Source organism: Alteromonas sp. W12, assembly GCF_001924945.1.
GTDB classification, from domain to species: domain Bacteria; phylum Pseudomonadota; class Gammaproteobacteria; order Enterobacterales; family Alteromonadaceae; genus Alteromonas; species Alteromonas macleodii.
Window position 1 is genome coordinate 165,837 of record NZ_LQXH01000001.1, and the last position, 26,223, is coordinate 192,059.

A 26,223-nucleotide genomic window follows, 5' to 3' on the forward strand; every position below is an offset into this window, starting at 1 on the left:
AAGACTCGCGGTGCAATTGAATAAAAGGCCCTAGAAAGCGGGCACCTTAGATTGATAGTGGCAAGAAAGGTTAAGCACTCTTTTTCGGAAAACGAATGGTGTACTGTAAGCCGTTGCCAAGCGTACTGTCGGCCTCTATATGTCCATGCAGTGACTGTGTAACTAGGTTGTACATAATATGTGTGCCTAGACCGCTACCACCTTCTCCGCGTTTGGTAGTAAAGAAGGCATCAAACAACTTACTGAGCTCTTCTTCGCTTAAACCTTTTCCGTCATCTTGGTAGTGGATCACAACATTATCACCATCTTCTTTTACATCTAGTGTTACAGAGCCGGCCGCTTTGCCTTCAAAGCCGTGCGTAATTGAGTTAACCACCATATTGGTAACGATTTGAGCGATGGCGCCAGGTGCACAGGTCACAACTAAATTATCGGGGCAGGATACGTTAATTTGATGTTCAGTATGCTTAAAGCTTGGCTTAAGTGACTGAATAATTTCGTTAATATAGTCGCCCAACACAAATTCGCGCTCGGTTTCACTGGTCTGGTCAACGGCCACCTGTTTAAAGCTGGCGATAAGATCAGATGCGCGTTCTAGGTTACTTAAAAGTAGTAGCGCAGTTTGTTCTGCTTCATCGATGAAGCTTGCCATGTTCTTACTGGTCAGGCTTTTATCTTCGAAGTCGGTCTTTAAATTGTTAAGTCGCTCTTGTAGAAAGCTTGCTGCGGTCACACTCACGCCTAATGGCGTGTTTACGTCATGCGCGATACCGGCCACCAGACCGCCCAGCGACGCCATGCGCTCCGACTCGACTAATTGCTCTTGCGCTTGATGAAGTGTATCCATCGAACTGGCTAGCTCTTGGTTACGTTTGCGCAGTTCGGCTTCTATATACTGACGATTTTCGTTTTCTTGGCGAAGCTCTCGCTGGTGGGCAATAAGCTCGTCTTTTTGCTGCTCTAAGTCGAGCATGATCTGAGACAACGACGCTGTTTTCTTTGCCACTTCTTGTTCTAAAATCAGGTTTTGGTCGTCTAGCTTCTTGTTGGCAAGAGTGAGTTCATTCTGCGCGTCTTTCAGCTTATTGTTTGAAATAATCAGGTCGTCAATAACGTGGTTGTAAGATTCCTTAAGCTGTAATAGCTCGTTGTCATCATCGAGCTTTATGCTGAGTTTGCTCTCTTCTGGGTGTTGAGGATCGAAATTACCCATTTGCTCGGTAATGGTTTGCAGCGGTTCAGAAAGCATGGTGCGAAATGCGGTCATGAACAAGAAGACCAGAAAGGTGGTTTTTACTAACGCATTACCGATAAGAAAAAATACGCCTACTTCAATACGGCTAAAAATAGTATCAAAGCTAGAATACAAGGTAACGTCGCCAACCGTAGATTCGCGACCTGAGAATTTAAATACTAGTGGGAAGCTGTAGCTAAATACGCCGCCGGGATGATCTTCAATTATTTCACGGTCAACCGGAGCAGGAGAGCGCTGAGCACGGATGCCGTACTCGGCAATGTAGTTACCGTTTTCACCACGAACTTGAAGCCCTTCAACAATAGGCAATGACATAAGGCCTTCGGCGATGGCACGCACTTGGTCGTGGTTAAGTTCCCACAAAGCGCGGGTCAGGCTAGAAGAAAAGGTGTTTTTTAGCGTTTGAAGCTCGCCTTCAACGTGATTTTTCGTGCTGAGGTATTCTGTAAAGATCTGTCCTACCGTCACTAGCAGCGTGAGAGAAAAGTACACTGACAACACTCTGGCTAAGAGTTTCCTTGATAACCCTGTCTTGACCGCAGCCATCGATAAACACACCCCTGTTACATCAGACCTTTTAAATCACCGACAACGCTTGGTAGTTGCTCACCTTTGCAACAATAACAGTCGGTTTTATGTAATTTCAAGAATATGCGTAATCGTATGAATAAACAAGATTATGTATTTAAACTTTGGAACAAGCTTGTATTAAACTTGACACATAAATGTAATCGTTTTAATAAAACTGTCACAGACCACATTAATAATAACGGCGTTTAAAAATGAGCAGGAATATTACGATGTCTCGTACAGTGTTGGTGGTTGAGGACGAAGCGCCTATCCGTGAAATGCTTAAGTTTGTGCTTGAGCAATCTGGTTTTAACATTATTGAAGCCGAAGATTTCGACATCGCGCAAGAAAAAATTTGCGAACCTTACCCAGATTTAATCTTATTAGATTGGATGTTGCCGGGAGGAAGCGGTGTACAGCTAGCTAAAAGTTTAAAGCAGCACGAGTTTACTCGTGACATTCCCGTCATCATGCTTACAGCCCGTGGCGAGGAAGAAGACAAAATTCGCGGCCTGGATGCTGGCGCTGATGACTACGTTACTAAACCATTCTCGCCGAAAGAGCTTGTGGCAAGAATAAAAGCAGTGATGCGAAGAGTTACGCCTACATCAAGCGAGGAGCCCATTGAATTTAATGGTCTTAAACTTGAACCGGTATCACATCGCGTAATGGCGAATGAAGAACCGTTAGACATGGGGCCGACTGAATTTAAGTTGTTGCACTTCTTTATGACGCACCCAGAACGTGTCTATAGCCGAGAGCTACTGCTAGATAATGTTTGGGGAACCAATGTTTACGTTGAAGACAGAACGGTAGATGTACATATTCGACGTCTACGCAAAGCTATCTCTCGCCACGGACATGATGCTATGATCCAAACAGTACGCGGCGCGGGTTACCGTTTTTCTACTAAGCTGTAATAGATGTAGTGTTTAGGGAGTAACATAGTGTTATTCCCTTGATGTCGCTGCGCCATCTGGGCATGCGCCCAATTCCACCTTTAACAACGCGAGCTATTTCATGTATTACCCGTTCTCTTGGTTGAGAAGTACATTGCGCTTAGTGCTATTCCTTGTGGTTTTTGCGCTAGTCGGGTGGTATCTAGATGATATGTTATTCGCCGTTGCTATTGGCGCAACCCTGCTTTTGCTGTTTAACTACTGGCATCTTTACAAGCTAAATCGCTGGTTATGGCATAGTCGTAAAATGTCTCCACCTACCGTGCGTGGCGTGTGGGAACATATTTATGAAGGGATTTATTACCTTCAGCGTCGTAACCGCAATAAGCGTAAAGAGCTTGGTGAATTGGTAAAGCGCTTTAGAGAGGGGTCTGAGGCCTTGCCTGATGCGGCGGTAGTGGTTGATGCTAAGGCCTGCATTATTTGGTGTAACCGCCTTGCTCGCTTGGATTTAGGGCTTAAATGGCCGCAAGACTCTGGGCGTCGAATCGACAACTTGTTGCGCCATCCGGAGTTTATTCAGTACTTTCATGCAGGAAATTATAAATACCCCATTGAAGTACCGTCACCTACCAACCCCAACAAAACCTTTGAATACCGGATTATGCCGTATGGCGATGAGCACTTGTTGCTGATTGCCCGTGACATAACGCGGGTGTCCCAGCTTGAAGAAATGCGTAAGGACTTTGTTGCAAATGTGTCTCATGAATTGCGTACGCCGCTAACGGTCATTAACGGATACCTTGAAATTCTTCCTATTGATGAAGACTCCGATCCATTCATGCAAAAAGCGATGAAAGAAATGACATCGCAAACCCACCGTATGCAAAACTTGATAGAAGACTTGCTGGTGTTGTCGCGCATTGAAGCAAGTTCGGAACGCATCTACGAAAATGTTGTGAATATTCCTGTGGTCCTTGCGCAAGTGGAAAGAGAAGCGCAGGCGCTTAATAAAGAGAAAAACCACACAATAAACTTCCACATCGACAAAGAACTCTATGTTTTCGGTGTAGAGACCGAGCTTCGAAGTGCTTGCTCAAACCTAGTGTTTAATGCGGTGCACTACACACCTGCTGGTGGCGAAATTAATGTGTACTGGCGACGTAAACCCAATGGCGCGCAATTTTCTGTGGTAGATAACGGTGATGGTATTGAGCCAAATCATCTAAACCGCCTTACCGAGCGCTTTTATCGCGTGGATAAAGCGCGCTCTCGCAAAACCGGTGGCTCTGGCTTAGGCCTTTCCATTGTAAAACATGTACTAAGTCATCATAATTCTCGTTTAGATATAACCAGTACATTGGGTGAGGGCAGCAATTTCTCGTTTGTACTGGATAACGAGTTGATTGCAGAGCAACTGTAACCCTAAGAGGCGAGAAGTGTTGGTGAGCAAAAAGCATAACAAGATGAAAGGGCAACGCTATCGCCTTTCAACGTTACTTTTAGTAATAGGCTTATTGTTACCATTTGGAACTCTGGCTGATTCTCAAAATACTCAAAGCTCGTCATCTGCTTCTGGTAGCTATCAAGTACCTGCCTATGAACGTAAGCCTGGGGTGGCAGGAAAAATATCCTCTGTTGGCTCGGACACGCTGGCAAACTTAATGACCTTTTGGTCACAGGAATTCAAAATCCTTTATCCTCAGGTCGGCTTTCAAATACAGGCGTCCGGTTCATCTACCGCTCCGCCGGCACTTATTGAAGGTACCGCCACCATAGGCCCTATGAGCCGAGAATTAAAGCCCAGTGAAATACGGGATTTTACGCGAACCCATGGTTACCCGCCTACGGTATTAAAAGTGGCAATGGATGCCATCGCCATTTTTGTGGATAGACGCAATCCGCTGCCGGGTATGACCCTTGAGCAAGTTGACGCGGTGTTTTCTGAAACCCAGTTTTGTGGCAGCAATACAGCCATTACCAATTGGTCTCAGCTCGGCGTTGACGATATAGGCTATCGTTCTCCTATCAGACTGTACGGTCGAAATTCAGTATCGGGTACTTACGGCTTGTTTAAAGTGATGGCGCTGTGCGATGGTGACTTTAAGAATACGGTAAACGAACAACCTGGCTCTGCATCTGTAGTATTGTCCGTGGCCAGCGGTACAGGCGCGATTGGCTATGCCGCTTACGGCTATAAAACCGCAGGAGTTCGCGCTCTGCCTTTAGGTGAGTCGCTAGACAGCTTAATCCCTCTTTCTATTGATACGGTGCGCAACGAAACGTATCCGTTTGCCCGTTTTCTTTATTTAGTGATAAATAAAAAGCCCGGTGAGCCTTTACCTACTCTGGAAAGGGAGTTTTTGCGCTATATCTTGTCACAGGAAGGGCAGCAGCAGGTGTTAAGAGACGGATATTTCCCCATTCGTGAAGACGTACTGGTACGCCAACGTCGATTATTGGAATAGAAAAGCGAAAGTAGAAGCCGCATCACTCGCCGTTAAAAGCAAAGGATAAAACTGTGTCGTATATGCCGCCAGCGTGGAAACAATGGGTTGTCAAATGCCTGCTATCAGGGACAGCTGTGCCAACTATCGTGACAACCCTAGCGGAAAATGGTTTTTCTCCCGACACTATCAAAAAAGTGCTCGGCGCCAATTTGCCCACTAATTATCAGTTTTCACCCTCTTCAAGTTTCTACGAGAAGCTAGCAAAAAGTGCTATCGCCCGCGTGGAACAGGCTAAGCCACTTGCCGAGCCCAGTGACATTCAGCTCTTCTCGTACGATGACTTCTTGAGCAGCCAAGAGTGTGACGACATTGTTGCGCTGACCAAAGATAAACTCGCGCCCTCTAAATTGGCAGGAGCCGCTAGCGCTGATGACATTAGAACCTCTTCAACATGTGAATTAGCCTTTCTCGGTAATAAGCTAGTCAAAGACGTTGATAGTCGCATTGTTTCAACCCTTAGTTTGGGCGTGGGAGAAGGGGAAGTTATTCAGGCCCAGCACTACAATGTTGGGGAATATTACAAACCTCACTACGACTTCTTTCCTCCAGGAAGCCCGCAGTACAAAGCGCATTGTCTATCGCGTGGTCAGCGAACGTGGACATGCATGATTTACTTGAATGATGAATGTGACGGCGGTCACACCCGCTTCACCAAGCTAGATATTGCAGTAAAACCGAAAAAGGGAATGGCACTCTTTTGGAATAATTTGCTGCCCTCTGGCGACCCCAACCTTAACAGTATTCATTTCGCAGAACCTGTCACTCGTGGTCACAAAACTGTCATAACAAAATGGTTTAGAACGAAAAACTAAACACCTCAAGCCAAGCTTTTAGTTTTATTTTTAATCAATCTTGTTTTATCTAATTGAAAAGTAATAGCTTTACGCTGGCTTTAGTTCAAAGCTGAAAAAGTTCAAATAAATTCGATAAGTTTTTTACTTTGTAACAAAAATGTCACCGATCTCCTTTACTCTCTAGCAAACCTTAGAATCCGTATTACAAAAATCTGGAGAATTTAATGGAAATTCGTAACATATTTAAGGTAAGTGCTATCACGACTGCGCTTGTCCTTGCAGGCTGTGGCGGTGACATCAATATTAATGAAGGTGATGAAGTAGTAACAACTCCAACAACACCAACTACACCAACAACACCAACAACACCGACTACCCCTGATGTAGATACGCCGTTCTCTCTAGGCTTTGCCACAGACGTATCAAGCGAATTCTCAGGAACGATTACAGATAAGCCTGTTTATCGTTTAGATACCGATTTAACTATCACTCAAGATATGACCTTAACAAACGATGCTCACTGGATCATCAAAGGTCGTACGGCGGTTGGTAACGACAACGCTGATGCAGCGGTACTAACTATTCAAGAAGGTACTACAGTAATCGGCGAAGACGGCGATGACTTCTTAGTTGTTCGTCGTGGCTCTCAAATTGACGCATCTGGTACGTCTTCAGCGCCTATCGTGATGACATCGGTACAGGACGTTACTGGTGAAGAAACTTCAATCGGTCAGTGGGGCGGTGTAGTTCTACTTGGTAACGCACCAACTAACCTTTGTAATACGGGTGACGATGCAGATACGTCTGAAGAAGAACTTGCAAACTGTGGTGTTTCTGCAGAAGGTGATGCAGGTCTTTACGGTGGTAATAACCCAGAAGATAATTCAGGTACGCTAGAGTACGTTGTAGTTAAGCATGCGGGTAAAGCTCTGGCATCAGGCGACGAGCTAAACGGTATTTCATTCGCTGGTATCGGTTCAGGCACCACAGTTAACTATATTCAGGTTCACCAAAACCTTGATGACGGTATTGAATTCTTCGGTGGTACGGTTAACGTAAGTAACGTTGTACTTACTGACATCGGTGACGATTCACTAGACTGGTCATTTGGCTGGACTGGTAGCGCAACTAACGTTTATATCCAACAGTCAGCTGACGGTGGCGACAACGCAATCGAAGCGGATAACAACGAAGATAATCCGTCTTGGTTGCCGCTAACTAAGCCAACTATTTCAAACGTGACTATTGTTAGTGCAGACAACACCAATGGTGTACGTCTACGTAACGGTACAGCGGGCGTGCTTTCAAACGTTCTAGTAACGGGTTCTGCACTTGCAAACAACTGCCTACGTGTAAACGGTGATGAAGCAATTGCTAACGCTGAGTCGGGCGAGCTTTCTATCACTGATTCAATTGTTGCGTGTGAAACACCTGCGAACAACTTTGGTTCTGACACCATTAACGGTGGCACTACTCAAGCATGGTTTGAAGGCCAAGATGGCAACAGCGTTTTAGCTGCGTCTGCATTAATGCTTGAAGACAACGGTTACTTCCCAACTGCCTCTTCTCCTGTAGCACTTGGCGGCGGTCAATATATTGGTGCATTCAACCCTAACGGCACAGACTGGACTGTAGGTTGGACGGTAGGCGTAAACGGCGGTTTCCCAACTGACGTTCAAAACGCATTTGCACAAGGTCTAGCAACAGACGTATCGGCTGACTTCGACCTAGATAAGCCGGTTTACGAAATTACTGCAGACACCACATTTACATCTGACGTTACACTTACTAACGATGCTTACTGGCTAATTAAAGGCCGTACTGCAGTAGGTAACGATAACGAAGACAGCGCAACACTATACATCGAACAAGGTACGACTGTGTTTGGTGAGCAAGGTGATGACTTCTTGGTAGTACGTCGTGGCTCAATGATTGAAGCTAACGGTACAGCAAGTGCACCTATCACGTTTACCTCTGTACAAGACCTTATCGGTGACGAAACGGGTATCGGCCAATGGGGCGGTATCGTACTTCTAGGTAATGCACCAACTAACCTATGTAATACCGGTGACGATTCAGATACCTCTGACGCTGAACTTGCTTCATGTGGTGTGGCTGCTGAAGGTGACGCGGGTCTTTACGGCGGTAATAACCCTGCAGATAGCACAGGTTCACTTCGCTACGTAGTAGTTAAGCACGCAGGCCGCGCTCTTGCAGCGGGTGACGAGCTAAACGGTATTTCATTTGCAGGTATCGGTTCAGGCACTAAAGTTGAGTACATTCAAGTTCACCAAAACCTTGATGACGGTATTGAGTTCTTTGGCGGTACAGTTAGCGTACGTAACGTTGTACTTACTGATATCGGTGATGACTCGCTAGATTGGTCTTTCGGTTGGACAGGTAACGCGCAAAACGTTTATATCCAACAATCGGCTGCTGGTGGCGACAACGCTATTGAAGCGGATAATAACGAAGACAACCCAGCGTGGCTTCCACTCACTAAGCCTACTATTTCTAACGTGACTATCGTTGGCGCTGACACAACTAACGGCGTTCGTTTACGCAACGGTACTGCGGGTAACATCCGCAATCTAGTTGTTACAGCTGGTGAAGGCTACTCTAACTGCCTACGAGTTAACGGCGACGAGTCGATTGCTAACGCAGTATCTGGCGAGCTTTCTGTAGAACATACAGTGGTTGCTTGTGAAGCAGGTAATAACTTTGGTTCAGACGCTATCGGTGGTGGTACTACTCAAACATGGTTCGAAGGCCAAACAGGTAACAGCGTGCTTACCGCTGATGCACTAATGCTTTCTAACGATGGCTTTACACCTCGCTCTGGCTCACCACTTCTTGGTGCGGGCGTTGATGTATCAGAAGAGAATGACTTCTTCGCAGCAACTGACTATATCGGTGCATTTGACGGTGACAACAACTGGATGGACGGTTGGACTGTTGCGGTAAACGATAGCATTCCTGCTGACGTTACAACGGCACTAGAGCAAGGCTTGGCGACCGACGTGTCTGCTAGCTTCCCAGATATTACTGACAAGCCTGTTTATCAGCTTGCTACTGACACCGTGTTTACTGCTGATGTATCGCTAACTAACGATGCTCACTGGCTAATTAAAGGTCGTACAGCGGTAGGTAACGACAACGCTGACAGCGCTTCACTTTACATTCAGCGCGGTACTACAGTATTCGGTGAAGATGGTGATGATTTCTTAGTTGTTCGTCGTGGCTCTAAGATTGAAGCGTCTGGTACTGCAACACTGCCAATTACCTTCACATCTTCAGAAGATATGACTGGCGGCGAAACAGCCATCGGCCAATGGGGCGGTCTAGTTATCTTAGGTAACGCACCAACAAACCTATGTAACACAGGTGACGACGGTGATACGTCTGAAGCTGAACTGGCTAACTGTGGTGTAGCCGCAGAAGGTGATGCAGGCCTATACGGTGGTGCAGACAGTGAAGATAACTCAGGTACGCTTCGCTACGTTATCGTGAAGCACGCAGGTAAAGCACTTGCGGCAGGTGATGAGCTAAACGGTATTTCATTTGCGGGTGTAGGTAGCGGCACTGAAGTTGACTTCATCCAAGTTCACCAAAACCTAGATGATGGCGTTGAGTTCTTCGGCGGTACAGTAAACGTAAGCCACTTAGTATTAACTGCTATCGGTGATGATTCTCTAGACTGGTCATTCGGTTGGACAGGTAAGGCGCAGTACGTAGTTATCAAGCAAGATGCAGCGGGCGGCGACAATGCGTTCGAAGCTGACAACAACGAAGATAACCCTGCGTGGACACCATTGACGACACCAACAGTATCTAACGTAACAATTTTAGGTGCAGACAATACAAACGGTGTACGTCTTCGCAACGGTACAGCGGGAACAATCAAAAACCTAGTGGTTACCGGTGGCGCAAACTACAGCAACTGCCTACGAGTGAATGGTGATGAATCAATTGCTAACGCAGCAGCAGGTTCACTAACTGTGACACACTCAACAGTAGCATGTTCATCTGCGAGCGCATTTGGTTCAGACACAATTGGTACAGACAGCACGCAAGCGTGGTTTGAAGGTCAAGACGGCAACAGCGTTCTTGCTGAAACTGCAGCACTTGGCTTTGATTCAACAGGTTTCGTACCTGCAAGCAATTCAGTTTTATTAGGTTCAGGCTTCGACGCTTCTACTTTGGACGCTTTCTTTGATAGCACAGACTTCCAAGGTGCATTCGACGGTGAGTCTGACTGGACACTGGGTTGGGTAACTGTTGGTCTTCAAGACTAATAAGTGAATGCGAGACACAGTAAAGCTAAGGCGTTTTTACGCCTTAGCTTTTGTGTAAGCGCAGCTACCTGATTACAGTTTCTTAGGAGTTACACAATGAAAAACAATCAAACGTCAGCATTTAAAGTCGGTGGACTTTCGCTGGCTATCGCGTCCATTCTTGGCGCAAGCGCGTTACCGTTATCAGCAGTAGCACAGCAGTCAGAAGACGAAGTAATTGAAGAAGTCGTTGCTACGGGCACGCGACTTAAAGGAACCGCAACGGCGGTTTTACAAGAGCGTCAAAATCAGGCGTTCGTTGCTGATATTCTTGGCGCAGAACAAATTTCTCGTACCGGTGACGGCGATGCCGCTGCTGCACTTCGACGTGTAACAGGTCTTACGCTAGTTGACGGTAAATTTATTTACGTTCGTGGTTTAGGTGAGCGCTATTCAAGCACACAGCTAAATGGCATGACGGTACCGAGTCCGGATCCTACGCGCTCGGTTGTACCGCTTGATTTATTCCCATCAAGTATCATCGAAAGCCTGAACGTTCAGAAATCTTACTCACCCAATATGCCTGGGCACTTTGGTGGTGGTAACGTAAACATTCGTACTAAATCAATCCCATCTGAGTTTGTATTCAACGTAAGTGCAGGTGGCGGTTGGAATACGCAGAACAGCGATACTGGTGTTTTCTATTCTGGTGGCGGCGATGATTGGACAGGTCGTGATGACGGTACCCGTGCACTGCCTGACATTATCAGCTCGGGTCTTGCTGCAAATGGTTCTGCAGGCTTCGAGGGTGACCGTACAAGAACACTGGCTGAAACGCAGGATATCCTAAGTTCATTTAACTGGGACATCGGCCCAGACGAAAAGTCTGTAGACCCGAACTTCAGCTTGGGTACGACCATTGGTAACAATTACGTTTTCGACAACGACTCTGTACTTGGTTTCCTTGCAACGGTTTCTTACAGCAACGAATGGACAGTTGCCGAAGAGATGTTAGGTAACGATATTGGTGGTGGTCAGGAAAATCCACGTTTCACTAAATATCGCGACATGGTGTCAACTGAGCAAAACGTGCGTTGGAGCGGTATGTTCAACGTGGGTTACGAGTACAACAGCAACCACAAAGTAGAACTTGTGAACATGATCCTTCACGACATGCGTGACCGTGTTCGCGATGGATACTACTTTGACGAAAGTGAATCTAACCCTGGCGTGGAAGAATTCCGCCGCATGGATATCATTTTCGAAGAGCGTGAAATGGTTTCTTCACAGCTTAAAGGTACGCACAACTTCCTTAACTTGTTAGACGGTGTGTTTTTCGATTGGTACGTTGGAACTAGCCGTGCGTCTCGTGAAGCGCCAGACATCATGGAAGTAACATTCCAGCAGTTCTACGATGAGTCGGGTGCATTAGAGCTTGAGCGTCTTGATGATACGCCAGGAACAAACTTAAACCGTCAATATCAGGTGCTTTATGATGAGTCTGATACCTATGGCTTCAACGTGTCTACCGCGTTCTTTGGCGATGGCTACGACGTTGAACTTAAAGCCGGTATGGATTACTACGACAAAACCCGTGACGGTAACAATATTGACTTAGCGGTGCGTCATTTTGGTATTTCTTCTGACTTTAAAGAAGGTAGCCGTTTGAATGAAATTTTCTCACAAGAAAATATCTATAACGACGACTTCTACACCAGCTCAACGGGTCGTTCTGTGTTTCAGGACAATACAGGTGCAGGTGATAAGTACTCAGCGGCAACTAAACTTACCGCAGGCTATTTCATGGTTGATGCATTCTTCAACCAGAAGTTCCGCGTAAGTGGCGGTGCTCGTTATGAAGACTTCCAGCAAGTATCGATTCCATTTATCGAGCACTCGGATAAGTTTGCTGACGACACAGATGCCATCATTGACAGCATCTACAATGAATCTGATGTACTACCGTCATTGGCTTTCACTTACATCCCAAGTGAAGAAATGCAGTATCGCTTTAACATCAGCCAGACGCTAATTCGTCCTGACCTACGTGATATCAGCTCAACCTTCTTTATTGACCCGCTGACAGAATTCCTTGTACGTGGTTCTCCTTCATTGGTTGAAACTGAATTGACGAATATCGACTTCCGCTGGGAGTGGTATATGTCACAAGGTAACAACTTGTCTGTTGCACTTTTCTATAAAGATATGGAAAACCCTATCGAGATGGTGCAGTTTGACGGCGGTGAAGGTGTGCCTCAGCTATTGACGGCGAACGGTCAGGAAGGTGAGCTGTACGGTATCGAGTTTGAATTCTTGCACGACCTTGGCTTTATTGGTGATAACTTCAGTAACTTCTTTGTATCAGGAAACATGACGCTTTCTGACTCAGAAGTAACCATTGGTAGTGGCGATCAAGAATCACTGTTCTCTCAGCAGGCTCGTGAAGCATACGGCGGTACAATCACAGCGACTATTACTAACGACAAACGTCGTCTAGTGGGTCACTCTGAGTGGGTTGCTAACCTTCAGTTAGGTTGGGATTCTGATAACGGTGAGCATTCAGCGTCATTAGTCTATAACTCATTCGGTGAACGTATCATTGCGCCTGGCGTACGTGGTTTTGAAGATGGTATTGAAAAACCGTTCCATTCATTGGATGCTGTTTATACTTACTATCCAGACTTCAACACTACGATTAAATTACGTGTGCAAAACATTTTCAACGATGAGAAAGAAATTGAGCAAGAAGGTCTTACGCTGCGTAAGCTAAGCGTAGGTACAGGTATAAACGCTTCAATTACTTATAACTTCTAAGAAAATACAGCCAGTGCTGCTTCTTCAAAAAGAGAGCAGCAACAATCATCTAAAGCCCGGTTTTCCTGCCGGGCTTTTCTATTTGTGACAATAGTCATCGATTTATGACAGTTTCGTAATAAAACTGTCACAGAAAACTCCTATCCTACGCGCAGAAATTTATAGTCGGATACAACCGATTTCTTTTAACTTTAAAGGTTTGAATGTATGAAGCTTATCAATGCCTTGCTTGTGGCAGGTGCGCTAGCAGCGACACCCGTGCTTGCACAAGACGATGAAGTCTTAAAACCCGTTGTCGATGAGGCAGCGAAAATAAACGAGTCAGCGGCGAAATCGCAAGAAAAGATTAACGGTATTACCGATCAAATCGACAGCAAACTTCAACAGTTCAAAACATTGATGAAAGAAATCGAAGGCCTTGAGGTTTATAACACTCAGCTTCGTAAGCAAATCAATAACCAAGAACAAGAAATGGCAGACCTAAATGCTGCTATCGATGAAGTGTCTGTTGTTGAGCGTCAAATCACGCCACTAATGATGCGCATGATTGACGGCCTAGAGCAGTTTGTTGCGCTAGACGTACCATTCCTTCCAGAAGAGCGCGCAAATCGCGTTGCTGACCTTCGCGCTATGATGGACCGTGCCGACGTTGCTGCGTCTGAAAAATTCCGCCGCGTAATGGAAGCGTATCAAGTAGAGATGGACTACGGCCGCACTATGGAAGCGTACAGCGGTATTCATTCAATTAACGGTCAAGAGCGTGACGTTGAATTCCTACGCCTTGGTCGCACAGCGCTAATTTATCAAACACGTGATGCAAGCATGCAGGGTGTTTGGAACAAGCAAACTCGTCAGTGGGAAGAGCTTGATAGCAGCTACCGTACACAAATTACAAAAGGTCTGCGCATGGCGAAGAAGCAACTTGCACCAGACTTGCTAATGCTGCCAGTGGCAATTACAGACTAAGAGGTTGATGAGAATGTTTAACACAGTAAAACGTATCGCTGTTGGTCTAGCAGCCCTTAGTATCAGCGTTGGTGCTTTCGCACAAAGCGACCGTGCCATGGACTTAGACGCGCTTCTTAAGCAACTAGAAGAAGGTCAGTTCGCACAGTCTCAGCAAAACAAACAGCGCGAGCGTGATTTCCAAGCGCAACGTGCAGAGCAAGATCGCATTCTTCGCGAAACTCGTGAAAAGCGCGACCAAATGCTTGCACAATCAGAGCAGCTTGAAACTCAGTTCGAAGAAAACGAATTCAAACTGGCTGACTTAAACGGTGCACTAGACACACGTCTTGGTTCACTTAAAGAGCTATTCGGTGTGCTTCAGCAAATCGCTGGCGACACCAAAAACAAATTCTATAACTCAGTGGTTTCTGCACAAATCCCTGGCCGTGCTGACTTCCTTGATAAGATGGCACAAGACATGGGTTCAAGCTCAAAACTTGCATCAATTGAAGAAATTGAGCGCGTTTGGTTTGAAATGCAGCGTGAAATGACTGAAGCCGGCAAAGTCACTACGTTCAAGACAGACGTTGTTGAAGCAGGCGGTGAAAAAGTGAATAAGTCTGTTGTTCGCGTAGGTCCTTTTGCACTTGTTGCTGATGGTAAATACCTAGAGTACAACGGTGTAACAGGCACAGTATCTGAACTTGTACGTCAGCCTGCTGACCGTTACATGGATTCTGCTGCTGAACTACAAGCATCAAGCGGTGAATTAGTGCAGTTCGGTATCGACCCAACGGGTGGTTCAATCCTAGGTCTTCTTGTTCAAGCGCCTAACCTTCAAGAGCGTGTAGAGCAAGGCGGTGTTGTAGGTTACATCATTCTTATCGTTGGTGCATTCGGTCTTCTACTTGCCCTTGAGCGTCTTGTAACGCTGACGCTTATTCGCATGAAAGTGAACAAACAGCTTAAGAGCAAAGAAGTAAACACAAACAACCCGCTTGGCCGTGTACTTAAAGTACGTGACGAGTACCCAGACGCGGACGTTGAAGCACTTGAACTTCACCTTACAGAAGCGATTTTGGGCGAAGTGCCTAAGTTAGGTCGTAACCTAACTATCATTAAGATTATCTCTGTTGTAGCACCGCTTATGGGTCTACTAGGTACGGTAACCGGTATGATCAACACCTTCCAGGCTATCACCTTGTTTGGTACGGGTGACCCGAAACTGATGGCAGGTGGTATTTCAACAGCACTTGTAACAACAGTACTAGGTCTAGTTGTAGCGATTCCAATGACACTGCTTTATGCAATGCTTAACACACGTTCTAAGAACATTGTGTACATCCTACAAGAACAGGCGTCTGGCGTAATTGCAGAGCGCGCTGAGCGAGGCTAATCATGATCGAGTTTCTAGAAGCAATTCGCGATTTCACAGAAACAGGTGGCCAGGTTCTCCTGGTCATCGGTCTGCTGATATTCGTTATGTGGCTTTTGATCCTCGAGCGTGCGATGTATCTGATGGTTTGGCACAAGCAAGCCAAGAAAGAAGCGATAGCAATGTGGACAGCACGTGCCGATCGCTCTTCTTGGTTCGCAGAGCAGGTTCGTCAGAAAACAATTTCACAGTTAACCATGCGCCTAAACGGCAGCATCCCAATTATCCAGTCACTGGTTGCGCTTTGTCCGCTGCTAGGCTTGATGGGAACGGTTACCGGTATGATTGAAGTGTTCGATGTAATGGCGATTGCGGGCTCAGGTAATGCTCGTTCAATGGCGTCAGGTGTATCGAAAGCCACTATCCCCACAATGGCGGGCATGGTTGGCGCACTTTCAGGCGTATTCGCCGCTACCTGGTTAACTCGTATGGTGAAATCAGAACGCACGCATCTTGAGGATGCATTGATTATTCAACGTTAATGCTAGCTAAGCGTTAAGGTAAGGTATTTATTATGAAGCAGCACTTTCAAAACTTAGTCGATGAAGAAGAAGCAGCCATCGACATGACGCCCATGCTGGACGTTGTATTTATCATGTTGATCTTCTTCATTGTGACTGCGTCATTTGTGAAAGAAGCGGGTATCGATGTTAACCGTCCAGAAGCAGCAACTGCTGTGAAAAAGGATCGCGCTAATATCCTTATCGCTATTTCAGATAAAGGCGAAATTTGGATTAACAAGCGCCGTATCGACGTTCGCGCAGTGCAAGCGAACATTGAGCGTCTTCGCGCAGAAAACCCACAGGGTTCTGTTGTAATTCAGGCTGACAAAAAAGCCACAACAGAAACACTGATTAAGGTTATGGACGCGTCGCGAGCCGCTGGCGTTTACGATGTTTCGATTGCAGCCCAAGAGCAATAAATCATGCCACGATATTTAATCGCATTTGTTATTTCCCTTGCGATCACGTTAGGCCTGTTCTTCTTGATGCAATCGCTTATCAAGATGGGTGGCAGCGCACTAACTGAGCCGCCTAAGGGAAGCGTGCTTGACTTCGTAAGGGTTAAGCAGGATGAACAGGTTGAGAAAAAAGATCGTAAGCCGAAGAAGCCACCTAAGCCTGAAGAGCCGCCACCGCAAATGGAGCAGCCTCAAATGGACTCGCCTTCTCCAGATGCAGAAGGTACGTCGATGGACTTTGGTGCTGAAGTCGGAGACGACATCTCGCTAGAAGGCGGGTTGGCCCTTGAATCTGGTGATGGTGAATATTTACCTATCGTTAAAGTTGCACCGGTTTATCCACGACGTGCACTTCAGCGGGGTATTGAAGGTTTCGTTATTGTTGAGTTTACGGTAACTAAACAAGGCGCAGTACGCGACCCAATTGTTGTTGAAGCTAACCCTTCAGGTATTTTTGAACAAGCGGCGATTGATGCGGCAATGAAGTTCAAATATAAGCCTCGCGTGGTTAACGGTGAAGCAACAGAAGTGTCTGGTGTACAAAACCGTATTTCGTTCCTAATTGACGGGTAACAGAATATGATGAGAAAACAAACGAATACCTTGCTTAGTGCACTGGCGTTTGCATTTGCATCGGCCACGGTATCTGTACCTACCATGTTCATTGCTTCTAACGCTACAGCGCAAGAGGCTGAGCAGCAAGATGGACAAGAGATAAAAGCTAGCGATAAGCAAACCCGTCGCGTGCCTACGCTTCGCGGTAAAGTCTACGAGCAGCTAGCCCGTGCACAAACGGCAGCTGATGAAGCGGGCAATGTAGAAGAAGCTATTTCCATTTTGAAAGAAGTGGAAGATAAGTCTCATTCTATGAACGCCTACGAAAAAGCGATGATGTACAACTTTTTCGGCTTCATTTATTACAACAACGAAGACTATGCAAAAGCGTTGGAGTCGTTTGCCAAGGTAGTAGAGCAACAGCCTATTCCTGAAAAGTTCGAAATGACTACACTTTTCAGTTTGGCGCAGCTTAACCTTATGCAGGGTAATTACGACGATACCATCACCTACTTAGAGCGTTGGGAAAGTCTTAATGCGGGCCCTGTGCCGGTGAAAAACAAAGTGATAAAGGCCCAAGCGTACTATCAGAATAAACAGTACGAGCAAGCCGCAACGTGGATTTCTGAAGCCGTTGCCGATCACGAAGCGGAAGGCATGATCCCTGACGAAGGTTGGTTAATACTTCAGCGCGCTATTTTCTATGAACTCAAGCAGCCTGAGAAGGTTAAAGACGTTCTGGTTAAAATGGTGAAGCTGTTTGACGAGCCTAAGTATTGGATCCAGCTAGCGGGCATGTACGGTGAGCTAGGCGAAGAGCGCAAGCAGTTGGCTATTATGGAAACCGCTTATCAGCGAGGGTTTGTTAATACATCCGCTGATGTGTTTAACATGGCGCAGCTTTATTACTATCATCGCGTACCTTACAAAGGTGCTAAGTTGATGGAGCAGGCGATGAACGACGGCGTGCTAGAGAAAAACTTGCGCAACCTTAAGTTCTTAGGCCAAAGCTGGTCACTTGCTAAAGAGCAAGACAAAGCTATTCCCGTTATGATGCAAGCGGCTGAACTGTCTGAAGACGGTGAGTTAGATGCACAGTTAGCGCAAATTCTTCTTAATGAAGAGCGTTTCGACGATGCAATTGCTGCGGCAGACCGAGCCGTTGAAAAGGGCGATTTGAGAAACCCTGGTTTGGTTTACCTGATTAAAGGCATGGCACTTTACAACAAGAAGCAATATGCCCTTGCGCTTAATCAGCTAGCTGAAGCAGAAAAGCATCAGAAAAGTCGTGCCATGGCACAGCAATGGAAGCAGTTTGTGCAGGGCGAAAAGCGTCAGGCAGACGCCATTGCAGCTGAGCTAGGTACAAGTTAAGTATCGTACTTTCGTTAATACATCATTTAAAAGGGTCGAATAATATTCGACCCTTTTTTATGCGCTAGGGAAAAGTACTTGAGGCAATAAGTCAGACACCGAGGCCATCTTTCCTTCTGCCTCTAACTGGTTCCAATAGCGTTTGGTTTCTAAAACCTCTTCCTTTATTGAAAGAAAGCAGTCGACCAATACGGGATCAAAGTGCTGGCCTGAACCTCGTTTAAGATGATCAAAAGCATCATCGTCAGCCCACGCTTTTTTATAAGGCCTTTTCATTGTAAGGGCGTCGAAAACATCGGCAATAGCTACGATACGTGCACTTTCAGGTATCGCCTCTTCCTTTAACCCTCGTGGGTAGCCTGTGCCATCCCACTTTTCGTGATGACATAAAGCAATCTCGGCTGCGAGGTTAAAGAGCGGGGTATCACATTGAGACAGTATTCTGTGCCCTATTTCAGCATGGGAGCGCATAACCTCCATTTCGCTCAAAGATAATCGCCGAGGTGCTTTTAATATTGCGTCTGCAATACCTATCTTGCCTGTGTCATGCATTGGAGCAGCTTGCGCGAGCAGGCACGCTTTTTCGAAAGGCCAACCGTGAGCCAGAGCAAGACATTGGCTGTAAGCTGCCATCCGCCAAATATGATGACCGGTATCGGTATCATTGTAATGACCAGCGGCAGCTAACATGCTGATTGCGCTTTGTTGGCTTTTACTTAGTTCCTTAGTACGCGCCGCTACAAGGTTTTCAGCCGTCCGCATTTGATGGGCTAAACTAATGTGGGTTTTAACGCGAGCGAGGGTGATACTCGGTGATACGGGTTTGGTTATGTAGTCTACTGCACCTAGTTTGAAACCTTTTTCTTCGTCCTCTCCTTGAGTTAAGGCTGTAACAAAAATAACGGGTATATGGCTAAGCGCCTCGTTAGCTTTGAGCTTTTTACATACCTCAAAACCGTCCATACCGGGCATCATTATATCTAACAATATAAGGTCGGGAGTAAACTGCTGGGTAATCTTAAGTGCTATTGTTCCCGAAGGCGCAACCTTTACATCATAGTAAGGGCCTAAAATGCCTAATAGAATATCGATATTTGCGGGCTCATCATCAACCACTAATATGCTAAACCTATGTGCTTCATTACGTTGATTATTCATCGGTAATATCGCCTATCAGTTGCGTAATAACCGCTTGAGCACTTTCGAAATCGTAAATGGTAGCAAGCTGTTTCAATCGGTTAATCTTATGTGCATAGACCGACTCGCTGTAATTGGCTGCCAATACGTTGATGTATTCAACCGCTTTCGCGTCATAAGATTGAAGCGCCTGCTCAACGTTGCGTAGGGTCGATAGCATGGAGGATTTATCGAAGTTCGTACCGCTTTGATGCATGTTGTCGGTGTCGTTTTTATCGATAGTGTGAGCAATTAGGCGTAGCGTTGCATCTAGCTGAAACGATAAGTTTGTTACGTGTCTTGCATTAACAGCTTCATTTCTCTCTTGTGCTTCTATAAGAGGAAGCAGGCTTTGCTCAAGCGTTGTGGCGCCAATAAGCTGAGCATCTTCAAGCAGAGAGGTTAACAATTTCGACGTGTTCGTCTGTGTATGAAAAATATCGAGCAAGTCAGACATAACACCACGCTGGCTGTAGGTTTTATAAAATGTTAGCAGCGACGAGATAAACTGGCTTATTTCGTCCGGAGGGTTTATTTCAATGTAGCCTGAATGTATGTGAATATCGATGGTATGAACGATTTCATCCGCGGTAGCGGGCTTAACCAAGTGCTGACACATACCGGCGGTAAGCGCGCTTTCAGAAGCCTCCTGAGACTCATCGGCACTAAGCGCAATAATTGGCGTATACCAGTCTTTTTTCTGGGTAAGTTGTTCTGCAACTTCATAGCCCGATACGCCGGGTAAGTAGCAATCCAAGAGTATAGCGTCAAATTTGCTCATTTCGCATAACGCAAGTGCCTGCTCACCCGATGAAGCAACAGCAACATTAATACCTAGATCAGAAAGTATTTGCTGGCTAATCTCTACACTAATTGCGTCGTCATCTACCACAAGCACATGTTTGTTTAAAAGGCGCCTGGTTCGCCATTTTCGACTTTCAAGGCCTTCTATTGTCCGCTTACTGAGTGATAGTTGAGCTGGAGATAGTGTTGAAATAAGTTCTGTGTCGGTAAACGGAAGCTCAATGATATTTATATTTTGAACAAGGGCACTTCCCATTCGCTTTTGTACGTCTTGCTTGTTGAGGGGACTGATTAATGTAGTAAGGTTTAGCGACTGATATTCACCAAACTGCATGTGTTTAATGAAGCTATTCCAGCTTTGCTCATCATCTGGTAGAAATGCGATAGTTTGAGAGGCTTTACTCGGCAATAGCCCTTCAACCTGGTCGATTATTTGGCAGTGAATGTTATGTCTGTTCAATGTTGCCGCAAGTATTTCGCATCCTTGGCTCACGCTTTCGTGTGTTTGAATGCACAGTACATTGTCGGGAACCGATACGGGAAGTTGAGGGCCTGTACCAGGGCCTTCATCAGAACAGACAGGCAATGCAAAGGAAAAACAGCTTCCCTTGTCTACCTCGCTTTCCAAGGTTAAGTCACCACCCATCAGTTCAACCAGACGCTTACATATCGCAAGGCCAAGGCCGGTTCCCCCATACTCTCTGGAAATGGATGCATCAGCCTGAACAAAGGCTTTGAAAAGTTTTGATTTTACTTGCTCACTGATACCCATACCGGTATCGGAAACACTGAATGCTAATTGGTTTTCGCGCTTTTCAACCGTCAGTATTACGTGGCCGCTGGCGGTAAATTTTATAGCATTACTTAAAAGGTTGAGCAGTACTTGGTATATCTTTTCGCTGTCGCCACGACATTGCAAATTAGTATGGCACCGAATATCAAAAAGCAACTGAAGCTGCTTTTGTTGCGCCTTTACTTGAAAGACTTGAGCGAGTTTATCGATGGTTTTTGTTAAGGTGAAGGGCTCATCAACTATCTCTATTTTATCTGCTTCCACTTTAGAAAAATCGAGAATGCTATTCATCAGGTCTAACAATGCTGTAGAGCTGCGCTGCACTTTTTCTAAATATTGCTGACGTTGCTCATTGTCGGTGGATTCTAGGGCAAGGTGAGTGAGGCCGATAATGGCGTTCATCGGTGTTCTTATTTCATGGCTCATTGTGGCAAGGAAGTCGCTTTTTGCCTTGTTAGCACTTTGGGCTTCGTCATACGCCTTTTGGAGTTTTTGTTCAATGGCTTTTTGGCCGCTTATGTCGTTGAATACGCCCACGTGTCCATCGGGCTTTCCTTCTTTATCGAGCAGAGGAACCGCAACAATAGATATGGGAAAAAGGCGGCCCCGTTTATCGGTGAAGAAGTCTTCATAAGACGTGTAAGACTGACCGCTTCGGATAGTGAGGTTAACTGGACATTGCTCTCTAGGAAGGAGGGTTCCATCTCCTTTTTGATAATGGACCGTGTCGTGGAAACGTCGGCCTTGTAATTCGTCAAGCGACCACCCTAATAATCGCGAGGCAGCGGGGTTGAGAAACTGTGTTGTACCTTCACCGTTTACGGCATACACACCCTCGCCGATACTATCAGTGATACTTCGATAGAACGCGCGCCCTTCGGAAAGTCTCGTCTCTAATCGCTTTTGTTCTGATATATCGGTGGCAATAGCAATTAGGTGGTCTACCCGCGGCGGTGACTTAATGACGGGAACCAGAGTGGCAAATACGTACCAAGGTTCGCCCAACTTAGTCAGACTATGTACTTCGCCTTGCCAGGTTTGGCCTTGAGATAGCGAAACAAAAATATCTGATTTTTCCTGCTCGGACATATTGGTAATATCGAATGCGGAGATATTTTCCCCAATTATCTCGTCAATTGAAAAACCAGATAGTTGGCTGCACTTGTCATTAGCGCTTAGAATTTTACCGTTTACGTCCATTGTCGCAACAATGCCGTGTTTATCCATGGCCTGCCGCTGTAAAAGCTGCGCGCTCATGTGAACTCTCCTACAACAATGTTGAATTGCAGGACAGAACGACGGCTAGTTTTGACAGACAATGTCATAAATTGCATATGTGCAACAAAAGTGAATGGGGTATAGATAAGTTATAGTCTGTACCGCGCTTATTTCCAATGAAATCAGATTATCCTTTGGTAGCAATAACCTGATTTTTCAATGGAAAACGCGTAAAACTAGGTATTAAGCACCGCGCTGAATGTGCGGCGCAAGTGGGGGAGTCATTAGGCCGAACGAAGCTCTCTACGTAGAATTTTTCCGACGGTAGATTTTGGTAGCTCGTCAAGTATCGTGATCGACTTAGGGATCTTGTAATTTGTGAGGTGCTGTTTACAAAAATCAATGACGTCTTGTGTCGATACATCGCTTGAAACAGTAATAAATGCACACACTCGCTCACCGGTCTTTTCATCGGGTTTACCCACAACTGCGGCTTCCATCACGCTAGGGTGAGTTGTGAGTACATCTTCAATCTCGTTTGGATAGACATTAAAGCCAGAGACAATAATCATATCTTTCAAACGATCTACAATTTTAATTGCCCCAGATTCGGTGCGAATGCCAATGTCCCCGGTTTTAAAGAAGCCATCTTGGGTCATGACTTTGGCAGTTTCGTCGTCTCGGTTCCAATAACCCAGCATAACCTGAGGTCCGCGAACTGCAATTTGCCCCGACTCACCATCAGCCACCGGCTTATCATGGCTATCCAGTAACGCAACTTCAGTGCCTTCTAGTTCGTGCCCCACCGTGCCAATCTCTTCTTTACCTGGAATGTTAAAAGATACAACTGGCGCAGTTTCTGATAGCCCATAGCCCTCGGTGATGGTGTTCCCGGTTACGTCTCGCCAAATAGATACTGCGGCTTGAGTAAGTGCGGTGCCGCCAGACATTGTGAGGTGTAATTTAGAAAAGTCTAACTTTGCAAATTCAGGGTGTCTCCCAAGACCAACAAACAAGGTGTTGATCCCCATGAATGCTGAAATTTTATGGGGCTTGAGTGTTTGAATGAAACCGTCGATATCCCGTGGATTGGGTATAAGAATTATCTGAGTACCTTTGGCAAAGAGCGCCATCATTCCAACCGTAAATGCATAAATATGATAAAGCGGTAATGGGCATACCAATACTTCTTCACCATCTTTGAAGCCCTCACCAATACGGTCGAGCATTTGGATGCAGTTAGCTAAAACGTTTTTATTACTTAAGGCTGCGCCCTTCGATACCCCTGTAGTACCACCGGTGTATTGCAACATGGCGAGTTCATCTAGAGCAATAGAAGGACGTTCAAATGCAGGCAGTGTATTGCCTAGCTCCACTGCTTGTGTGAATGAAATCGTACCATCGAGATTTGGTGCAGTGTTAGGGTCTAAAAGCTCTGTTGCCGATGTGGTGATAACGGTTTCGATACTAGTATCATCTTTTATGCTAGTGAATTTGGGGAGCAAATCACCCAGAATAACCAGAGCTTTCGCGCCACTATCAGTGAACTGGTGCTTCATCTCGCGTTCGGTATAAAGCGGGTTTGTATTTACTACAACAAGGCCTGCGCGTAAGGCAGCATAAACAACAATAGGGTTTTGAATTAAATTAGGAAGTTGTATGGCGACTTTGGTACCAGGAGACAATTTAGCTTCGTGAACAAAGTAGCGGGCTAACGCTGATGACTTACGGTCTATCTCGGCAAATGTAAGTGTTTGTCCAAGCGCCGTATACGCTGGCCTGTCGGCAAATTTTTGCAAAACGCTTTCAATATAATCGGCTAAGCAGGTCACGTTATCAGGATAAGTTATCATGTTGCTTGTTCCTAGTAGGGCAAAGTAAGTAGGATGTTTATGCCTTACAGTAGCAAACTTAACTTTTCATTTACATCAGGGTTGGGTTATTTAGTATTATAATTTTTAGTTATCAATTGTTTGTAGAACTATCACTTAAGTAACTATATAGCCCACCAGCACAGATGCCTGCCATGCATTGTGCGGTAAGTCCTAAGGTAGTGCGAGCGCCTGCAATTAGGGTCACATTCAATATGGGCTGCATGGCAATGAGCATTAATAAGAACGACAGGCCTCCCGCTATTGTGAAAAGAATAAATCGGGTACGGTTGGAAGAGCCACTAGCATTTTGATTAAGACGTTTAACGATGAAACGTGTCGCCAAGAACGCCAACAATAAGGTAACAGCAATAATCACGCCGTAAGTAGGCAAAAGGCCTAGTGCATCTTGCCATATCATGAAAAACCAATCGCTTGGATTCATATCAACATCAATTCGAATGAGTCCGATTAAAACGGCACACGAGTGAAACGTAATTGCTAGTAGAAAGCCGACGGCCCATGATGGTAAAAAATGGAAAATAGTGCGTCGTATTAGGTTGTTCATTTTTGTAGTCCAAGATTTGTCGCACAGTGCATTAAAACAAAACTCAACAGGCCTAAAATGGTTTGAGCGTGGCAATAGGGTATACCATAGTATGTTAAGTAAAAGAGGACAATCACAATGAAGTCATGGCGTACGATGATCAGTTTACTGGCTTTTTCTTTATTGGGAGCTGCTTTGGCTCCTGCTTTTGCCGTAACTACTGCCTCTGAACTCACTCAAAAGCACGCATCTAATACTGAGCAACGTGAAGCAGGTAGCTCAAATCTAACGGCCTATGAAAATTTCGACCAGCATGTCATGACAGAAGATATCGCTACCTCACTGGCGTTTCCCAAGGCCTTAACGACGGTTATCGATAAGGCTCAGGCAAGCACCCATATATTGATAGTAACGCGAGATGGTGAGCTGGTAATTATTGACAATAAGGGGGAAAGTGCGCGGTTTTCTTTAATGCTCGATGACTTGTACACCAAAGGGCAAGGAGGCGTACTCGATCTTCTTATACCCTCGCAATTCCCTGAAGACAGAACCGTGTTGCTGAGTTATTCCAAGGGGAACGATAGTGCAAACCGTCTTGCCATAGTAAAAGGACAGCTTTCCCTTACTTCTGGCATTACTAACATTCAGCCAGTGTTAGCACTGGCACAAGCCAAAGACACGCCTGTGCACTACGGTGGGAAACTGCTTCAACTAGAGGGCAGTGCTTTACACACAAAACAGGGCTTTTTGGTTACGACAGGAGATGGCTTTGATTATCGCGAGCAAGCGCAAGTTATCAGTTCACAACTAGGAAAAGTGCTAGGGTTCACAATAGACGGCAAGCCGTTGGCCAACCCTCCTTTTCCTGATAACCCCTTTATTTTTAGTATTGGACACCGCAATCCCCAAGGACTTGTAGAGGGGAGTGATGGCAACCTGTTTTTGCATGAGCACGGCCCAGATGGCGGTGATGAAGTAAACCTTCTACAGCAAGGCGCAAATTATGGTTGGCCAGTTGTTACACTAGGCAAAGACTATTCCGGAGCTAGAATTTCGCCTTTTTCGACCTATCCGGGTATGACTGGCCCCATTGTAGACTGGACACCTTCTATAGCGCCATCCTCCATGATCTACTATTCCCATGGGCGTTTCCCGATGCTAGCTAATACGTTACTTGTTACCAGCTTGAAAGCCAGAGCTTTGTATGCAGTTAGAGCCGTATCGAACGAATATATCTCTACAAAAATTTTTGAGGGACCTGGGGAACGGCTGCGGGATATTGCGCTTGATCATCAAGGTAACCTGCTTCTTTTGACCGATGGTGAAAATGGAAGAGTGATCGAGGTATCGCCAAGAGGAAATTAGGCACAGAAAACATTAATAAATGAAATTTTGTTTCAAAATTGATGGTAATTTGTACTGGTA

General features: G+C 45.7%; 18 protein-coding genes. 13 read left to right on the top strand and 5 right to left on the bottom strand.

Annotation, left to right across the window (positions count from 1 at the left end; all coding sequences use genetic code 11):
• Nucleotides 1-70 precede the first annotated feature (70 nt).
• Nucleotides 71-1,801, bottom strand: coding sequence for a sensor histidine kinase (locus tag AWH61_RS00705; protein WP_039224522.1), 1,731 nt, complete (start codon nucleotides 1,799-1,801; stop codon nucleotides 71-73).
• 254 nt (nucleotides 1,802-2,055) lie between these two features.
• Here AWH61_RS00705 and phoB point away from each other — a divergent pair, with 254 nt between their 5' ends.
• The 12 genes from phoB to AWH61_RS00765 all read left to right on the top strand — a co-directional run bounded on the left by phoB (nucleotide 2,056) and on the right by AWH61_RS00765 (nucleotide 18,389).
• The gene (phoB, locus tag AWH61_RS00710; protein ID WP_014948281.1) at nucleotides 2,056-2,745 is read left to right on the top strand and encodes a phosphate regulon transcriptional regulator PhoB; all 690 of its coding nucleotides are present in this window, start codon (nucleotides 2,056-2,058) and stop codon (nucleotides 2,743-2,745) included.
• 100 nt (nucleotides 2,746-2,845) lie between these two features.
• Nucleotides 2,846-4,147, top strand: a complete 1,302-nt coding sequence (gene phoR, locus AWH61_RS00715) for a phosphate regulon sensor histidine kinase PhoR (RefSeq protein ID WP_014948282.1) — start codon at nucleotides 2,846-2,848, stop codon at nucleotides 4,145-4,147.
• A gap of 16 nt (nucleotides 4,148-4,163) precedes the next feature.
• Entirely contained in the window at nucleotides 4,164-5,192 is a 1,029-nt protein-coding gene (locus tag AWH61_RS00720) for a PstS family phosphate ABC transporter substrate-binding protein (RefSeq protein WP_083605838.1), read from the top strand.
• A gap of 62 nt (nucleotides 5,193-5,254) precedes the next feature.
• Complete coding sequence (locus AWH61_RS00725; protein ID WP_075176629.1) at nucleotides 5,255-6,046, top strand: prolyl hydroxylase family protein; 792 nt, start codon at nucleotides 5,255-5,257, stop codon at nucleotides 6,044-6,046.
• A 206-nt stretch (nucleotides 6,047-6,252) separates the two neighbouring features.
• The gene (locus AWH61_RS00730) at nucleotides 6,253-10,323 is read left to right on the top strand and encodes a beta strand repeat-containing protein (protein WP_075175978.1); all 4,071 of its coding nucleotides are present in this window, start codon (nucleotides 6,253-6,255) and stop codon (nucleotides 10,321-10,323) included.
• Between the two features lie 96 nt (nucleotides 10,324-10,419).
• Entirely contained in the window at nucleotides 10,420-13,116 is a 2,697-nt protein-coding gene (locus AWH61_RS00735) for a TonB-dependent receptor domain-containing protein (RefSeq protein ID WP_039234969.1), read from the top strand.
• Nucleotides 13,117-13,323: 207 nt separating this feature from the next.
• On the top strand, nucleotides 13,324-14,082 hold the full coding sequence (locus tag AWH61_RS00740) for a DUF3450 domain-containing protein (RefSeq protein ID WP_014948287.1): 759 nt from the start codon (nucleotides 13,324-13,326) through the stop codon (nucleotides 14,080-14,082).
• Between the two features lie 13 nt (nucleotides 14,083-14,095).
• Nucleotides 14,096-15,460 (top strand): MotA/TolQ/ExbB proton channel family protein, encoded by a 1,365-nt coding sequence (locus AWH61_RS00745; protein WP_075175979.1) that lies wholly within the window; start codon nucleotides 14,096-14,098, stop codon nucleotides 15,458-15,460.
• Nucleotides 15,461-15,462: 2 nt separating this feature from the next.
• The gene (locus tag AWH61_RS00750; RefSeq protein WP_012517279.1) at nucleotides 15,463-15,981 is read left to right on the top strand and encodes a MotA/TolQ/ExbB proton channel family protein; all 519 of its coding nucleotides are present in this window, start codon (nucleotides 15,463-15,465) and stop codon (nucleotides 15,979-15,981) included.
• Between the two features lie 32 nt (nucleotides 15,982-16,013).
• A complete protein-coding gene (locus AWH61_RS00755; protein WP_014948289.1) occupies nucleotides 16,014-16,421 on the top strand; it encodes an ExbD/TolR family protein in 408 nt (135 codons plus the stop codon).
• A gap of 3 nt (nucleotides 16,422-16,424) precedes the next feature.
• The gene (locus tag AWH61_RS00760) at nucleotides 16,425-17,033 is read left to right on the top strand and encodes an energy transducer TonB (RefSeq protein WP_075175980.1); all 609 of its coding nucleotides are present in this window, start codon (nucleotides 16,425-16,427) and stop codon (nucleotides 17,031-17,033) included.
• 6 nt (nucleotides 17,034-17,039) lie between these two features.
• Nucleotides 17,040-18,389: a tetratricopeptide repeat protein gene (locus tag AWH61_RS00765; RefSeq protein WP_075175981.1), complete on the top strand. Its 1,350-nt coding sequence runs from the start codon at nucleotides 17,040-17,042 to the stop codon at nucleotides 18,387-18,389.
• 57 nt (nucleotides 18,390-18,446) lie between these two features.
• Here the strand turns inward: AWH61_RS00765 and AWH61_RS00770 are convergent, their stop codons facing one another.
• The 4 genes from AWH61_RS00770 to AWH61_RS00785 all read right to left on the bottom strand — a co-directional run bounded on the left by AWH61_RS00770 (nucleotide 18,447) and on the right by AWH61_RS00785 (nucleotide 24,819).
• Nucleotides 18,447-19,547: a response regulator gene (locus AWH61_RS00770; protein WP_075175982.1), complete on the bottom strand. Its 1,101-nt coding sequence runs from the start codon at nucleotides 19,545-19,547 to the stop codon at nucleotides 18,447-18,449.
• On the bottom strand, nucleotides 19,540-22,419 hold the full coding sequence (locus tag AWH61_RS00775) for a PAS domain-containing hybrid sensor histidine kinase/response regulator (RefSeq protein WP_075175983.1): 2,880 nt from the start codon (nucleotides 22,417-22,419) through the stop codon (nucleotides 19,540-19,542). The genes AWH61_RS00770 and AWH61_RS00775 overlap by 8 nt, the downstream gene beginning before the upstream one ends.
• Nucleotides 22,420-22,664: 245 nt before the next feature.
• The gene (locus tag AWH61_RS00780) at nucleotides 22,665-24,233 is read right to left on the bottom strand and encodes an AMP-binding protein (RefSeq protein ID WP_075175984.1); all 1,569 of its coding nucleotides are present in this window, start codon (nucleotides 24,231-24,233) and stop codon (nucleotides 22,665-22,667) included.
• Nucleotides 24,234-24,345: 112 nt separating this feature from the next.
• Nucleotides 24,346-24,819: a hypothetical protein gene (locus AWH61_RS00785; RefSeq protein ID WP_249922581.1), complete on the bottom strand. Its 474-nt coding sequence runs from the start codon at nucleotides 24,817-24,819 to the stop codon at nucleotides 24,346-24,348.
• A 117-nt stretch (nucleotides 24,820-24,936) separates the two neighbouring features.
• Here AWH61_RS00785 and AWH61_RS00790 point away from each other — a divergent pair, with 117 nt between their 5' ends.
• Nucleotides 24,937-26,163 (top strand): PQQ-dependent sugar dehydrogenase, encoded by a 1,227-nt coding sequence (locus tag AWH61_RS00790; RefSeq protein ID WP_075175985.1) that lies wholly within the window; start codon nucleotides 24,937-24,939, stop codon nucleotides 26,161-26,163.
• The last annotated feature ends 60 nt before the right edge of the window (nucleotides 26,164-26,223 follow it).